This window comes from Methylophilus sp. OH31 (assembly GCF_000576615.1).
Taxonomy (GTDB): domain Bacteria; phylum Pseudomonadota; class Gammaproteobacteria; order Burkholderiales; family Methylophilaceae; genus Methylophilus.
In genome coordinates this window covers 269,743-284,818 of record NZ_BAUS01000004.1, presented here as the reverse complement: position 1 = coordinate 284,818, position 15,076 = coordinate 269,743, and the positions used below count along the sequence as shown (strand labels likewise).

The 15,076-nt window shown below is 53.6% G+C and carries 10 protein-coding genes; 3 read left to right on the top strand and 7 right to left on the bottom strand.

Translation table 11 applies throughout. From position 1 onward, the window contains the following. Positions 1-185 precede the first annotated feature (185 nt). From OH31_RS07875 to OH31_RS07865, 3 genes are all read right to left on the bottom strand, one after another. Positions 186-3,278, bottom strand: a complete 3,093-nt coding sequence (locus tag OH31_RS07875; protein WP_024930301.1) for an efflux RND transporter permease subunit — start codon at positions 3,276-3,278, stop codon at positions 186-188. A 3-nt stretch (positions 3,279-3,281) separates the two neighbouring features. Beyond that, complete coding sequence (locus OH31_RS07870; protein WP_242402227.1) at positions 3,282-4,352, bottom strand: efflux RND transporter periplasmic adaptor subunit; 1,071 nt, start codon at positions 4,350-4,352, stop codon at positions 3,282-3,284. Between the two features lie 90 nt (positions 4,353-4,442). Continuing rightward, a complete protein-coding gene (locus OH31_RS07865; RefSeq protein WP_024930299.1) occupies positions 4,443-5,774 on the bottom strand; it encodes a TolC family protein in 1,332 nt (443 codons plus the stop codon). A gap of 144 nt (positions 5,775-5,918) precedes the next feature. On the opposite strand from OH31_RS07865, the gene nudB reads away from it, so the two are divergent. The 3 genes from nudB to OH31_RS07850 are packed head-to-tail and all read left to right on the top strand — an operon-like array spanning position 5,919 to position 7,981. Then, entirely contained in the window at positions 5,919-6,413 is a 495-nt protein-coding gene (gene nudB, locus OH31_RS07860) for a dihydroneopterin triphosphate diphosphatase (RefSeq protein ID WP_024930298.1), read from the top strand. 42 nt (positions 6,414-6,455) lie between these two features. Next, positions 6,456-7,553 (top strand): quinolinate synthase NadA, encoded by a 1,098-nt coding sequence (gene nadA / locus OH31_RS07855; RefSeq protein WP_019880895.1) that lies wholly within the window; start codon positions 6,456-6,458, stop codon positions 7,551-7,553. Then, positions 7,553-7,981, top strand: a complete 429-nt coding sequence (locus OH31_RS07850) for an HIT family protein (protein ID WP_024930297.1) — start codon at positions 7,553-7,555, stop codon at positions 7,979-7,981. The genes nadA and OH31_RS07850 overlap by 1 nt, the downstream gene beginning before the upstream one ends. A gap of 719 nt (positions 7,982-8,700) precedes the next feature. Here the strand turns inward: OH31_RS07850 and OH31_RS07845 are convergent. From OH31_RS07845 to OH31_RS07830, 4 genes are read right to left on the bottom strand one after another with little or no spacing between them, the layout of a single operon-like run. Next, positions 8,701-11,772: an efflux RND transporter permease subunit gene (locus tag OH31_RS07845; RefSeq protein WP_024930296.1), complete on the bottom strand. Its 3,072-nt coding sequence runs from the start codon at positions 11,770-11,772 to the stop codon at positions 8,701-8,703. Next, positions 11,769-12,962 (bottom strand): efflux RND transporter periplasmic adaptor subunit, encoded by a 1,194-nt coding sequence (locus tag OH31_RS07840; RefSeq protein WP_024930295.1) that lies wholly within the window; start codon positions 12,960-12,962, stop codon positions 11,769-11,771. Before OH31_RS07840 ends, OH31_RS07845 begins: the two co-directional genes overlap by 4 nt. A gap of 5 nt (positions 12,963-12,967) precedes the next feature. Continuing rightward, positions 12,968-14,404, bottom strand: a complete 1,437-nt coding sequence (locus OH31_RS07835; RefSeq protein ID WP_024930294.1) for an efflux transporter outer membrane subunit — start codon at positions 14,402-14,404, stop codon at positions 12,968-12,970. Continuing rightward, the gene (locus tag OH31_RS07830) at positions 14,391-15,038 is read right to left on the bottom strand and encodes a TetR/AcrR family transcriptional regulator (RefSeq protein ID WP_024930293.1); all 648 of its coding nucleotides are present in this window, start codon (positions 15,036-15,038) and stop codon (positions 14,391-14,393) included. The genes OH31_RS07835 and OH31_RS07830 overlap by 14 nt, the downstream gene beginning before the upstream one ends. Between the last annotated feature and the right edge of the window lie 38 nt (positions 15,039-15,076).

Below are 15,076 nucleotides of genomic sequence, written 5' to 3'. Positions count from 1 at the left end.
TGGAGATTGCAAGGTCGCCCAACCTGCAAGCTGAGTGACTATCTCTCTAACTGCATATAACGTGCCAACTCCCCGAAAACCACAAGCCATTGATTATTAATCAATTAATTTTTTCATAGATTGAACTGCAATCGCAGTCGGCTGAAATAAACCACCATATTGGTTTTCTAAAACCAGATCATCCATTACGATTTACGACGGCGTACATCTGAGAACAACGGGAACAACAAGGGCAGCAATAACAAGGTGAACAAAGTGGCGGTAATCAACCCACCCACAATCACCACCGCAAAAGGCCGCTGCGTTTCTGAACCAATGCCATGCGAAAGTGCCGCAGGCATCAGGCCCAGCCCGGCCATCAGCGCCGTCATTAAAATGGGGCGTAATCTTGCCACCGCACCGTCGATCACAGACTCAGTCACGCTGCGTCCTTCACGCATCAGGTTTTTGATCTGCTCGACCATAATCACACCGTTTTGCACCGAGATGCCTGCCAGTGCAATAAAACCAACCGCCGCAGACACAGACAGGTGCAAACCTGAAATGGCCAACCCGGCCAGACCACCTACCAGCGTAAACGGAATCATCAGCAATACCAGCAAGGCATTTTTCACCGACTTAAACGCCCAGAACAGCAATACAAAAATCAGCAATACCGACAACGGCACAATGACCATCAGCCGCTTCATCGCGCGCTGCTGGTTCTCAAACTGGCCGCCCCAGGTCATGGTGTAACCCGGCGGCAACTTTACTTGCGCCTTAACTGTCTGCATCGCCTCTTTCACGAAGCTGCCCTGGTCCCTATCTGTAATATTGGCCTTGATCGACACAATGCGCGCACCCGCTTCACGACTCACCCGCGACGCCCCTTGCTTGATCGTCACCTCGGCCACCTCGCTCAATGGAATACTGCCGCCGCCATTAGGCAAGGCAATCGGCAATTCATCAATATCATCGACAGAATCCCGGAATGGCCGGTCTAAGCGCAATGTGACGTCAAAATGGCGGTCACCGTCATAAAAAGTATTGGCCGGATTGCCTGCCAATGCCGTTTGCACCGTATTGTTCACATCGCCAACCATCAAGCCATAGCGCGACAACTGATTGCGATTCAGGGTAATGTCGAGCTCAGAGTTGCCGGAAATACGCACCGCTGCGACATCGGTTGCGCCGCGTACCGTATTCATGGCATCAACCACTTCTCCGGCCTTTTGTTCAAGAATCGCCAAATCCGGCCCAAAAATCTTCACGGCGATCTCACCTTTTACCCCGGACAATGCTTCTTCCACACTGTCCTGAATCACTTGGGAAAAGTTGGTAGGCACGCCAGGAATCTCGTGAATGCGGCGCGACATGTCTTTAATCAGCGCTTCTTTATCGGCAAACTTCCATTCGCTATGTGGTTTAAGATCGGCGAGAATTTCCATGTGGTATGGCCCCTTAGGGTCTGTGCCATCATCCGGGCGACCGACATGCGCAACCACTAACCGCACTTCCTGGTAACTATTGAGAATGCGCCTGATTTCGCGCTCGACGTCCTTGGTTTTTTCCAGGCTGGCCGAAGGGGGCAGGTCAACCGTGAGCCAGATATTGCCTTCATCCAGCTTGGGTAAGAACTCCGAACCCAGCATAGGCGCAGATACCACAGATACCACCAATATCGCGACTGAAGCAATCACGACCAGCGCCCGGGATTGGCTGCTTTTGAGCAGGATATTGCGATAAGTCTCCTGCAATCTGTGCATCCAGCCACTGTGCTTTTCCGCCATGTCTTCGCGACTCATGGTGTATGACAGTAAGGCTGGCACCAGGGTTAAGGTCAGGATAATGGCGCCCAGCAAGGCAAAGCTGAGCGTAAACGCCATGGGCGAGAAGATTTTGCCCTCTACCCGCTGGAAAGTAAAAATAGGCAGAAACGCGGTAATGATGATGGCCTTGGAGAACAGGATAGGATGCCCCATATCAATGGCCGTACTTTTCAAGGTTTGCATGCGCCAGGCCAGGCCGGTATGCGTCGGATTTTTATCAACCTCGGCCACTGCCAAACGCACCATCAATGCTTCGACCAGCACGACCGCGCTGTCAATGATAATACCGAAATCCACCGCCCCCAGTGAAATCAGGTTAGCAGACACACCACGCAAATCCATCACAATAAAGGCAAACAGCAATGACAACGGAATCACCGAGGCCACAATCAGTGCCGCACGCCAGTTACGCAGAAACACCACCAGAATCGTCACCACCAGCAAGGCGCCGACAATCAGGTTTTCTGACACCGTATGTACCGTATGTTGTACCAGGCCAGTGCGGTCATAGAATGGCACCACTTTCACCCCGGCAGGCAATGACTCATTGACCACCTCCACCTTGGCACGCAAAGCCTCAATCACTTTGGCCGCATTTTGGCCCTTGGTCATCAGCACGATGCCTTCAATGATGTCATCCTGCTGGTTAAACGACACAATGCCAGAACGCGGCCGGTCACCAATCACCACCTGGCCGAGATCACTCACCAGAATGGGTTTACCGTCACGTGTGTCTACCACCGATTGCGCAATATCATCCAGGCTGTGAAACAGGCCGATGCCACGCACCACCAGCGATTCATCACCACGATGCATCAAGCCACCACCAACGTTGCTGCTGTTGTTGCCTACGGCCTGATTGACCTGGTCAATGCTGACGGCAAACTTTTTCAGACGATAAGGGTCCAGCTTGATTTGATACTCTTTGACCGTACCGCCAAAGCTGGTGATATCTGCCACACCAGGCACCATGCGCAGTTGCGGAATAATTTTCCAGTCCTGGATCGCGCGCACTTCACGTTGCGGCATGTCTTTGGGGGCTTCCACCAGGTAGCGGTAGACTTCACCCACCGCCGTCGTCAACGGCGCCAGGGTTGGCTGCAAGCCTGTCGGCAGACTCACGCCCTGCAAACGCTCCAGCACTTGTTGCCGGGCAAAATAATCTTCGGTGCGTTCGGCAAACGTCAAGGTGACAACCGACAGACCCGTGATAGACACCGAGCGGATTTGTGCCAGGCCAGGCACCCCGCTCATACCATGCTCTATGGGTAAGGAAACCACCCGCTCCACCTCTTCGGGCGCCATGCCGGGCGATTGCGTGACAATGATGACATGCACATCCTCCACATCCGGGAACGCTTCAATCGGTAGATTCTGGACGGCAACCCAGCCAAAAATAGTCAGCACCACCGCGCCGATCAGCAGGAAGACGCGTTGTTGCAGCGAGAAAGTGATCAAGCCTTTTAACATGCTTTATTTACTCACTGATAAATCAGAATTCAATAAAATCGCACCACCGACCACCACGCGTTCACCCGGCTTCAAACCGTCTTTTACCGTGGCATATTCCCGACGTTGCAGGTCGAGTGTGACTTTGCGCTTTTTAAAATGCAAAGGGCGTTCTTCAACAAACACATAGCTATACAGGCCTTCTGTAATCAGCGCGCTATTGGGCAAGCGAATCACCCGGTGCTGACTGTTGTCCAATGGCGTGATGCGCGCATACATTTCCGGCTTCAGTTTGCCATTGCTCTCCACCACACAACGCACGGGGATACGGCGCGTGGTCGGGTCGACCATGACGCCTATGGTTTTGACCTCGCCACTAAACACTTCATCAGGATAGGCATCGACTTCTACGCTCAGTTTCTGCCCTTGCGAGATTCTGCTTAAGTCGCGCTCTGGCAAATCAATGCTGGCCCATAAATGACCAGGGTCGGTGACAATAAACAAAGGCTCTGCAGCATCTGGCCGCACTTCACTGCCAGGATTGATTTTGCGATCAACCACCACGCCTGCAATCGGTGAACGTAATGCGTAATTATCATTGGCAGCAGTTGAAACCCCGAGATTTTTCAGTCGGGCCGTCGCGCGCGCCGATTCTGCGCGAGAAGTCGCCCAATCGGCTTGCGCCACTTCCACCTCTTTCTTCGCCAACACGCCACCTTCAACCAGCATACGGCTACGCTCCAATGCCTGCTGCTTCAGCTGCATGTCTGCCTGCGCTTTGCGCACATCGGCCACGGCACCACCCACATCCGGTGAATCCATCACCAGCAAGGTCTGCCCGGCTTTCACGCTGTCGCCCACCTGCGCCTTGATGGTCAGCGCCCGCCCGGCCACTGGCGAAAAGATACGCGCCGTCCTGTTCTCATCCAATACAATCTTGCCATTCAAAGGCTCGGTGACTGGCACCGGAATTTCTGTCACTGGCTCGACCTTTAAGCTGGTCAGTTGTGGCGATCCTGCAGTCAGTACGATTTCATTGGCATCGCGTGTGTTGCCAGTACTTTTGTCTGCCGCACTGGCCTGGCTGGAAAACATTACTCCAGCAAGTATTACAATTAAAAAATAGCCGCTGCTTGGCATGGCCCGCATGAATATTTGCTTAGAGTTAGGCGTGGTCATAGTGTGTTAGTCTTGATAAGTAAAAGCCTGGCGGGTGGCGGCCAGCCAGGCAGACAGTGATTTGGCATAATCCGCTTTTACACTGGCGGCTTCCAGTTGCAGGGCACGTAAAATACGTCTGGCATCCAGCAGGTCCATCACACTCATGGCACCATGCTGGTAAGCAAACTCGGCAGCATCAGCCGCTTTTTGCGCTTCTCTCAGAATACTCTGGTCAAAACGACGGTTTTTATCCACCGCTGCCTGCAAATCTGCTTTGGCACGACGCATTTCAGCCACGGCTGCTGCCCTGACCTGCTCTTTGGCTTCCATGGCAGTGGTGTAATCCACTTCGGCCCGCGCCGCTTCGCCTTCATATTGATAATTGGTAAATAGCGGAATACTGACAGAGGCGCCCACTGTATCCGGCGCAGAGCCAGGCTCCTGGCCCGGGAAGTGTTGATAAGCCAGCGACCAGGTCAGGTCCCTGGTTTTGAGGGATTCGGCCAGTTTTCTGGCCTGCTGCGCCTGCTCCATGCGCGCCTCAGCGGCTTGTACATCTGAACGTTGCGGTAGCCAGTTGCTTTCCGTTCCTGCCAGCTGGTCTGAAACCAAGCTGGGCCAAGGGTCAGATACATAGAGTCTGGCAGCATCCTGATCTTTACCCAGCAAATAGGCTAACAAGGCCTGCGCTTTCTGCAAGGTGGCCTCTGCCTGCCGTAAATCATTGCTGGCGCGCAGGGCATCCACCCGAATGCGCGCGACATCAGCCGAAGCCACATCACCCGCTTTTAGCCGCAGTTGCGCCGCCTGCAAGGTTTTGTCATAAGAGCTGACATTCGCCTGCTGTATCAGCAACGTGTCTTGCGCCAGTTTGAGATCAAAATAAGCAGTGGCCATCGCCAAGGCTTGCTGGCGATAAGTTTCTTTGAAATCGAAGCCGGAAGCCTTCACCGCACTTTCGGCCACGGCAGTACGTAGCTCGCGCTTGTTTCCACGCTCGTACAACTGACTGACTTGCAACGCGGAGTTATAGGTTTTGTCCCACAGGCCGTTGGAACCGTTCTGGTTCATATTACCCTGGCCACGATTGACGTTAACACTGGAGAGTCCTAGCGACAGGACCGGGTTAGGCCGTTGTCCTGCGATCAGGGTATCCGCCTCGGCGCCCTCAACTGCGCGCTTGGCTGCCAGCAACTCGCGGTTTCCGCCTGCAAACAGCTGCTCCGCCTGCCGCAAAGACAATTGATTTAGTACGATAGGATCTGCAATACCAGTAGATGCGGCATCAGCAGCCAGTAAACACCGCGCACTCACTATCAGCATGATACATGCCCAGCCTAGCTGACGCCTCAACATTGATCATTCCCTATTTTTAGATACTTTATTTTTTGATCATAATACTCAGAACGGCTTACGACAATCTTTCACTACACGAAATAAGCACTTTCAGTATTAGATGCCATCATGGACAATATAACGGCGTTTATAGACAATACTTGCATGACACAACATTACAAGACCCCGGTTTCTGCCCTGATTCTGATCCATACGCCCGATTTGCAGGTGTTATTGCTGGAGCGCGCTGACAAAGCAGGCTTCTGGCAGTCGGTCACTGGCAGTATAGAAACTGGCGAAACACCCTACCAGGCGGCCATCCGCGAAGTGAAAGAAGAAACCGGGCTGGATGCTCTGGCTTATGATTTTCAAGATTGGCAGGCTAGCAATAGCTATGAAATCTATCCGCACTGGCGCCACCGCTACGCGCCTGGCGTCACCGAAAACACCGAACACCTGTTTGGATTATGCCTGCCATCCGCCATGGCAGTCACACTGGCGCCAGACGAGCATACACGCTATGAATGGCTGGATTGGCGCGAAGCAGCAAAGAAAGTATTCAGCTGGACCAATGTCGATGCCTTGCGGCGCCTGGGCGAGAAACATAATCTGGTTTTATCAGGCACTAATATGATTGGGATTCAGTCTAATCAGCTGTAAAATAACGTTTTTCGTACCGGGCCTGGCCCATACACTTAAAGCATGCAAACAGCCACCATCCAATTTGATAAATTCCAAGCGGCCAAAGACGATGATTGTCAGGCGCGTATCCTTGCAGCCCGCGAAAAGCTAGGCAAACGCCTGGTAATTCTGGGCCACCACTACCAGCATGAAAGCGTCTATCGACATGCCGATTACTCTGGTGACTCCTTAAAACTGTCCAAATATTGCGACAGCCTGGATGCAGAGTTCATCGTCTTCCTTGGCGTGCATTTTATGGCTGAGGTCGCTGATATTCTGAGCCGCCCCGAGCAGATTGTCGTACTACCCGACCTCGCTGCTGGTTGTTCCATGGCAGACATGGCCAACCTGGCCAAGGTCGAGCGCAGCTACCGCGAGCTGAGTAAAGTGCTCAACTTTGATGAAACCATCACGCCGGTCACCTATATCAACTCCGCCGCGGACTTAAAAGCATTTTGTGGTGAGCACGGTGGCATCGTCTGCACCAGCACCAACGCGCCGAAAATCCTCGAATGGGGCTTTAGCCAACGCGAAAAAATCCTGTTTTTCCCCGACCAGCACCTGGGTCGCTGGAGCGGCTACAAAATGGGCATTCCACTGGAGCAAATGCCGGTGTGGGATCCAGACCTGCCCATGGGTGGCCTGACCGAGCAACAAATCAAAGATGCCAAAATCCTGTTATGGAAAGGTCATTGCTCGGTACACCAGATGTTCCGCAAACAGAATATCGACCAGTTCCGCGCCCAGCACCCGGATGGCAAAGTGATTTCGCACCCGGAAACCGCGTTTGAAGTCTGCATCAACTCAGACTATGTCGGTTCTACCGAATATATCCTGCGCACCGTGAGTGAAGCTGAGCCCGGCACCAAATGGCTGGTCGGCACTGAGCTCAACCTGGTCACCCGCCTGGCTGAAGAAATGAAACCGCAAAACAAACTGGTGCAGTTTATGAGCCACGTCGTCTGCGAATGCTCGACCATGGCGCGTATCGACCCGCAACACCTGGCCTGGTGCCTGGAAAATCTGGCTGAAGGCAATGTGGTTAACCAGATCAAAGTGCCAGAACACGAAGCCAAACTGGCCAAGTTGACGCTAGACAGAATGCTGGCAGTTTCCTGATGAGTCAGTGCCCACTCTGCCTGCCGACATCGCAGGACTTACTGTGGCAAGATGATTTCTGCCGCGTGGTGTTACTGCATGACGCAGACTATCCTGCCTATTGCCGCGTCGAGTTACTTGCACACCTCAAAGAAATGACTGATCTGCCGCCAGCCGACCGCGCCCGCACCATGAAAGTGGTGTTTGCGGTGGAAACTGCCGTGCGTGAAGTGATACAGCCGGACAAAATCAACCTGGCCAGTTTGGGCAACAAAACGCCGCATATGCATTGGCATGTATTGCCTAGATTCGAGAGTGACAGGCATTTTCCGAATAGCCACTGGGGAGAATTTATGCGGGATTCCGAGGTGCAGCCACTTAGTACTGAGATTAGAGATCAGTTACAAAAAATAGTGGTTGAGCGTGTGGAATGTGCGCTTAAAAGCTAATTATTTGTAACACGCCTCTCTTCGTAAGAAGCGTCCCTTTTCGCCTTTCGGCGAGTCACTTTCTGATGCTTGCCCCTCAGAAAGTAACCAAAGAGGAGGGCACCCAGCCATCACGGCCTGACGGCTCCCTTGCGTTGCTCAACAAAATAAGCCGGTCACGAAACTCAACCTGGCAGCTCACACAAAACGTGAGCCGCTGCGGGATTCGGACAGTCGCTCCCTCTACTCTTATTTTGTCTCCGCTACTCAGCGTGATGGAATGGGATTTATCTCGCCAAACTCACAGCGTAACAATTTGAACGATTCAAAAAACAGATTGGTTTGTTAAAAGCACTAATGGTGGCGTTCCTTAGGTGTTCGGGGTCCCCATCTGCCGCGCCGAGCAACGCAGGGTTGGCGGGAGTTTTCGGCCATCGGCTGTCCGAGTTCCGCAACAAGCCACATCCTGTGTGGCTTGTCAGGGCGAGTTTCGATGGACGCCCGGCAAGCCGAGTAGCGCAAGGAAGAAGCGGAAGTTGGGGTGCACTTTCTTTTGGTTACTTGTTCTTTGTGCAAGCAAAGAAAAGTAACTCGCCGAAAAGGCGAAAAGCTATCTCCCAATCAACCAGCCAACCCCACATCTAAAGAATTACCTTCCCTCCGATTTCCATCCATAAATAAAAAACCAGGCACACCTCTCAGCACGCCTGGTTTTAAGCTAACTTGCAAGTGAATAGGGATTAAACGTGCTTCCGCGCCAATCTCCCCAAACCCCGTAACCACCCCAACAAATCATCCACATAGGTATACAACACCGGAATCACCACCAGACTGAGCAAGGTTGAAGTAATTAACCCACCAATCACCGTAATCGCCATAGGCGAGCGGAAACTCGGGTCTGCACTCCAGCCTAGCGCAATCGGCATCATACCGGCCGCCATGGCAATCGTCGTCATGATAATCGGCCGTGCACGTTTATGGCAGCCGTCGATAATGGCGTCAAATCGACTCAATTTGCGCTCTTTTCGCGCCATAATGGTGTATTCCACCAGCAAGATAGAGTTTTTGGTGACGACGCCCATCAGCATCAACAAGCCAATCACGCTCGGCATAGAGAAGCTGTTATGTGTCACCAGCAGGGCAAAAAAGGCGCCCCCCAATGACAACGGCAACGCGCCCAGAATGGTCACTGGCTGCAAGAAATCGCCAAACAACAGCACCAGCACCACATAGATGCACATCACACCGATAATCATAGCGCCGCCAAAACTGCTGAACAGTTCATTCATGCGCTTGGCATCGCCCGCTTCGAGTTGTTTCACACTCGGCGGCAGGTTCTGCATGGCAGGCAGTTGCTGCACTTCGCGCAACACTTCACCAATCTGGCGTTTATTCAGCTCAATATCAAAGGTGACATTGCGCATGCGGTCCATACGGTCAATTTGCTGTGGGCCGCTGCCCATGCGCACAGTCGCCACGGTTTCCAGACTGACGCTGCCATTACGCGACGGCACGCGTAGCTGCGCGATTTCTTGCAGACTGCTACGCACGCTAGGGCCCAAGCGCACCCGGATTGGCACCTGGCGCTGCGGTAAATTCAACTTGGGCATGGTATTGGTGAAGTCGCCCGATGTTGCCACGCGTATCACTTGCGCAATCGACTCCACAGTGACGCCTAACTCAGCTGCTTTGTCGACATCGGGAATAATCTGCACCTCTGGCCGCTGCAAACTGGCACTGGACGTAATATTGCCGACGCCACTCAAGGTGCGCAATTGCTGCTGCAACTGCTGGCTGGCACTGGTCAGGGCATTGGCATCGTCACTAGCCAGCGTAATTTGCAGCTTCTCACCGGACTCGCCGATACCGACGGTCACGCGCGCGCCTGGCAGGTTTTTCAGCCGCTCACGCAAGTCCGCTTCAATTTCAGATTGCTTTTGCTTGCGCTCGCTACGGTCCGTCAGGCTGATCACCAGGCTGCCTTTACGCACATCAGTCGTATTTTGCGCAGCATTCGGCCCGCCGCCGCCGGTGCTGGCAGAACCTGCCGCACTAAACACGGCCTTCACTTCTGGATGCTGCTTGACGATGTGTTCGGCCATCTGCACCACCTGCCGGGTTTGCGCCAGAGGCGTGCCCGGTTGCAACTCAATATTGACCTTGGTCTGGCTGCTGTCAGAAGAAGGCACGAAGCCTTTAGGCAGCAAAGGCATCAGGCTCAGTGAGCCGACAATAAACAGCACAAAGCCTGTCACGACGGTTTTGCGGTGCTGCAAACACCAGCCCACCCAACGCAAATACACGCGCATGGACGAAGAGTCTTCTTCCTCTTTAGCTGCATGCGGCTTGAGCAGATAAGCAGACATCATGGGCGTTAACAACCGCGCCACCACCAATGAGCCAAGAATGGCGATGGCCGCCGTGATACCAAACTGCTTGAAAAACTTGCCAGGAATACCGCCCATAAACGCCGTTGGCAGGAAAATCGCCACCAGCGTAAATGTGGTTGCAATCACGGCAAAGCCAATTTCATCAGCGGCTTCCATCGCGGCCTGATACGGCGTTTTACCCATGCGCAAGTGGCGCACAATATTTTCAATCTCCACAATGGCGTCATCGACCAAAATCCCGACCACCAGGGCCATCGCCAGCAAGGTCAACACATTGAGCGAAAAGCCCAAATATTGCATAAACGCAAACGTAGGAATCATAGACAGCGGCAAGGCCACGGCGGCAATAATCGTGGCGCGCCAATCGCGCAAGAACCACCAGACCACCAGGATGGCCAGCAGCGCACCTTCATACAGCAGGTGCATGGAGCCTTCGTAGTTGTCTTCTACCGGCTTCACCATGTTAAACGCTTCGATAATCTTCACCTGCGGATGCAGTTGCTCAAATTTCTCCAGCGCCGCGCGTACATCTTTGGCCACCGTGACTTCACTGGTGCCTTTGCTGCGCGTAATTTCAAAGCGAATGACCGGTTTGCCATCATAACTGGCATAGGTGGTGCGCTCGGCATAGGTATCAAGCACCTCGGCCACTTGCGACAACTTGATATGGCGGCCATCACCGAGCGGAATATCCAGATGGCGCACCTCGTCTGCACTGTGGAGCGCACCCAGTGTGCGCACCGACTGGATATTGTCACCGATATCACCACGCCCGCCCGAAGCGTCTTGCTGCACGCGCTTGAGCTGCGCCGACACATCGCTGACATCCACATCCAAACCGGCCATCAAGGTAGGGTCCAGATTCACCTGTACCTCGCGGTCTACGCCACCGGTACGCGTAATCTTGCCCACACCGTTCACCGCCAGCATGGCTTTGCTGACTTCATTGTCAACAAACCACGACAGCTCGCCTTCGTCCATATTCTCGGCTGAAGCGACAAAGGTCAAAATAGCACTACCTGAGGTGGTGAGCTTGGAAACCGTAGGCGTGGTCACAGCGGCAGGCAGTTCAGAACGGGCACTATCGACCGCATTGCGCACCAGGTTCAATGCTTCTTCACTGTTGGTATCAATCGTGAATTGCACCGCGATGCTGACACTACCATCGGTGATGGTGGTGGTCATGTGCTCAATACCACCGATGGTCGCAATCTTGTCTTCGATCTTGCGTGCCACTTCAGTCTCAAGTTGCGGTGGCGCAGCGCCCTCCAGCGTCGCGCCCACGGTGATCACGGGCAACTCAATATCAGGAAAGTTTTGTTTGCCTAACTGGTTAAGTGATTTGAGACCAAGAAAGCTCAGTACCACAAATAGCAAAATGGCCGGTACCGGGTTACGGATAGACCAGGCAGAAAAATTCATACTTCAGCCCCGCGCTTGGTCATGGTGATGACTTTGACCGTATCACCATCATTTAAAAAGGCACCGCCACTCAATACCAAGGACGCCTCGGCAGTCACGCCACTCAGCAACTCAATCTGCTCGCCACGAGTGCGGCCGGTTTGCACCTTGCGCTGAATCACTTTGCGCAAACCCTGCGCATCGGCAGCCGTCAATTCAAATACATAGGCAAACCCATCGCGGTAAGTCACCGCCCCCAATGGCACAGCCATGCCTTGCTGCTGGCCAATATCGACCTGGCCTTGCACATACATGCCAGGTTTGGCACTGTCTTTAGGAATGTCCACATACACCAGCGCATTACGCGTATTGCTATCGACCGTGGGCGAAATCAGGCGCACCTTGCCCGTCACCGCTTTACCGCCAGACAAATTCAGACGCACCGCCTGGCCCGCACGCAAGGCCATTTGCTGATCGGCATTCACCTCGCCCCGCCACTCAATACGCCCCTGGCGCACCAGCCGGAACAACTCGGTGCCCGCAGACACCACATTGCCCAGATTGGCAGAACGGGACGAAATCACACCATCATCCGGCGCCACCACTTTGGTTTGCCGCAGGCGGATCTTCTGGTTTTCCAGCTCAGCCTCGGACAAGGCCAGATTGGCCCTGGCAGTTTGTTCAGCAATCATATATTCATTAATTTTTTGTGCCGACAATGCTCCGCTGTCTTTGATTTCACGCGCACGATCCGCATTGCTTTTAGCCTCGGCCAGCGCGGCTTTATCTTTTTCAACCGTGGCTAATTGCTTTTGCATATCGGCTTTCACCGTTTCATCGGCCAATAAGACCAGCGATTGCCCCTTGCTGACCTGCGCACCCACGTCAGACAACACCTGCTGAATACGCAAACCCGCGATCTCTGCACTAACGAGCGCCTCCTGCCATGGATAAATACTGCCATTGAGCACCAATGTCATCGGCCATTGCACAATCGCTGGACGCGTCAGCTCCACACTCAGTGCAGCTTTGGTGGCCTGGCCATGCTCAGCCGGTTGATTGGCAGCCGTGCTGCCTACCGGCTGCCGGTTACCGCGTTTTTCGGCCAGCTCCGCCTGATGTAAGGGATGTTGCCAAAACCACACACTAACGCCAACCAGCAACGCTGAAATGATTAGAAACTTGGTTTTTTTTGTCAGTTTATTTGCCATGATGCTTACCTTTTCTCCATGGGTTTCAGTGGAGGTTTAACTGTTTTTTGTGTTTCCAGCCAATCGCCGCCAAAGGCTTTATACAAGGCGATCCACTGTAATACCCGATTCTTTTGCTGCGTAATCACATTGAGTTCAGCGTTGATTTTTTGGCGCCGCGCATCTTCCAGCGACAGCAAATCCAGGCCGCCAGACCTCCAGTTGATTTCAGCCGCTTTAAAATATTGCTGATATTGCTGCGCACTGGCTTGTTCAGACAGTGCGCGCCGCGTCGCACTATCCAGGTTAACGAGCGCCTGCTCAACCTCTTTCACAGCTTTGCGCACGTCCTGTTGATAGGTGGCAAGCAGGCTATCGTAATTCGCACGGGCCTCGGCCAGGTCTGCGCGTAAGGTGCCGCCATCAAAAATAGGCAACTTGAGTGAAGGGCCATAAGACCAGGAATCAGTGCGGGTAACCATGCCGTTAAAATTCGTCCGGCGGTAACCAATAGAGCCTGTCAGGCTGAGACTCGGATACATTTGTGCTTTAGAGACGCCAATATTGGCGCTAGCTTCAGCCAAGTTGCGCTCGTCAATCGCCAGGTCTGGACGACGGGTCAGCAGATTTGCCGGGAGCGCACTGACATCAAACATCACAGGCTCCGGCATGCCCTTGCCTGTAGCTAGTAAATTACGCAATGCAGGCTCTGGCAAATTGGTGAGTTCAACCAATGCCTTGATGAGCCCCTCACATTCCGCTTGCTGACCATCCAGCGTCGACTCGCTGGCCCGCGTGGCTGCCTCTGCCAGTGCCAGATCAGACGGGGCGGAAAAGCCGGCCTTGGCTGAAATGCCTGTCAAACGCGCGGTCTCATAACGTGAATCGTAAGCCTGCTGTAACGCCTGCGCTGAGGCCTGGCAAGCACGATAATTGACATAGTTATTAGCGACTTCCGCCGCCAAAGTCTGGCGTGCATCATGCCAGGCAATCTTTTTCGACTCGAGTTGCGCTTTGGCCGCCTGTTTTGCCGCTTTCACTTTACCAAACAGGTCGATCTCCCAACTGGCATCCAGCGACACGGAATCGATTTCTATGGTGCTGGAGGGAAAAGCGGCGTTACCGCCACCGCCTTTGCTCTTGGTGACGCTGCCAGTGCTGGTTAAATCCGGAATACCTTGCGCACGTGCGGATAGTACGTTGGCGCGCGCCACACGGATATTGGCCAGCGCGATCTCCAGCGAAGGACTTTCTTTTTGCGCCTCACCTAGTAGTTGGTTGAGCACCGGGTCGTTAAATTGTGCCCACCAGTCTGTTAATGCAGCCACGCTGCCACTGTGCGGCAAAGGGGCTTGCCACTGCTCGGCAGTCACTGGTTTTGGGCGAATATATTCGTCAATCACCGAGCAACTCGCCAGCGGCAAACACAGCAACAGCCAATACCAGTGTTTATGACGCTGCATGACCCGGCTCCATTCCTTCTAATCCACGTAAAAACAAATTCACCACAAATGCCAGATGCGCTTCTGCATCCCAGCCTGGTTCCAGCACACCAAACAGTGCCTTGGTCCGCGGCGCGGCAATGAGCAATTCACAATATGACTCCGCCGCCCGCATAAAATCCTGAGCGGGTAACTCGCCGCGCGCTGCGTAAAAACGGAACACATCCGCCAGCATCTGATGGATGCGCTGCGGCCCAACTGTTTTCATCGCACGTGATAACTCAGGAATATGCGCCGCCTCGGCAATCCCGATACGGAAAAATGACAGCATGCGCGGCTCCATCACGCGGTTGAGCGCAAAGCGGCCAATATCGGTCAGTACCTGCTGCAATGACTGGTTAGGCAGATCCTCTACCTTCACCATGGCAGACACATCCTGCTCCACCATATGCCGCATGGCCGCAATCAGTAATTCATATTTATTGCTGAAGCGCTCATAGATGGTCCGCGTCGAGACCCCACACACAGAGGCAATATGCGCCACACTGGTTTGCGTCACGCCCTCTGTCATGAACAGTGCTAACGCCTGCTCCAGCAGCAAGATATGACGCTCCTGCTCGGTGCCTGATTTTGGACGGCCGACTTTGGTTTTCATTGGTGACGCATCCGGGAGATTAGGGGATGAAAGTGCTT

Excerpts from the sequence above, each read along its gene's own strand:
- OH31_RS07830 (WP_024930293.1), bottom strand. The coding sequence starts at position 15,038 with ATGAAAACCAAAGTCGGCCGTCCAAAATCAGGCACCGAGCAGGAGCGT.
- OH31_RS07840 (WP_024930295.1), bottom strand. The coding sequence starts at position 12,962 with ATGGCAAATAAACTGACAAAAAAAACCAAGTTTCTAATCATTTCAGCG.
- OH31_RS07835 (WP_024930294.1), bottom strand. The coding sequence starts at position 14,404 with ATGCAGCGTCATAAACACTGGTATTGGCTGTTGCTGTGTTTGCCGCTG.
- OH31_RS07875 (WP_024930301.1), bottom strand. The coding sequence starts at position 3,278 with ATGTTAAAAGGCTTGATCACTTTCTCGCTGCAACAACGCGTCTTCCTG.
- OH31_RS07845 (WP_024930296.1), bottom strand. The coding sequence starts at position 11,772 with ATGAATTTTTCTGCCTGGTCTATCCGTAACCCGGTACCGGCCATTTTG.
- OH31_RS07870 (WP_242402227.1), bottom strand. The coding sequence starts at position 4,352 with ATGTTTTCCAGCCAGGCCAGTGCGGCAGACAAAAGTACTGGCAACACA.
- OH31_RS07850 (WP_024930297.1), top strand. The coding sequence starts at position 7,553 with ATGAGTCAGTGCCCACTCTGCCTGCCGACATCGCAGGACTTACTGTGG.
- OH31_RS07865 (WP_024930299.1), bottom strand. The coding sequence starts at position 5,774 with ATGTTGAGGCGTCAGCTAGGCTGGGCATGTATCATGCTGATAGTGAGT.
- nudB (WP_024930298.1), top strand. The coding sequence starts at position 5,919 with ATGACACAACATTACAAGACCCCGGTTTCTGCCCTGATTCTGATCCAT.
- nadA (WP_019880895.1), top strand. The coding sequence starts at position 6,456 with ATGCAAACAGCCACCATCCAATTTGATAAATTCCAAGCGGCCAAAGAC.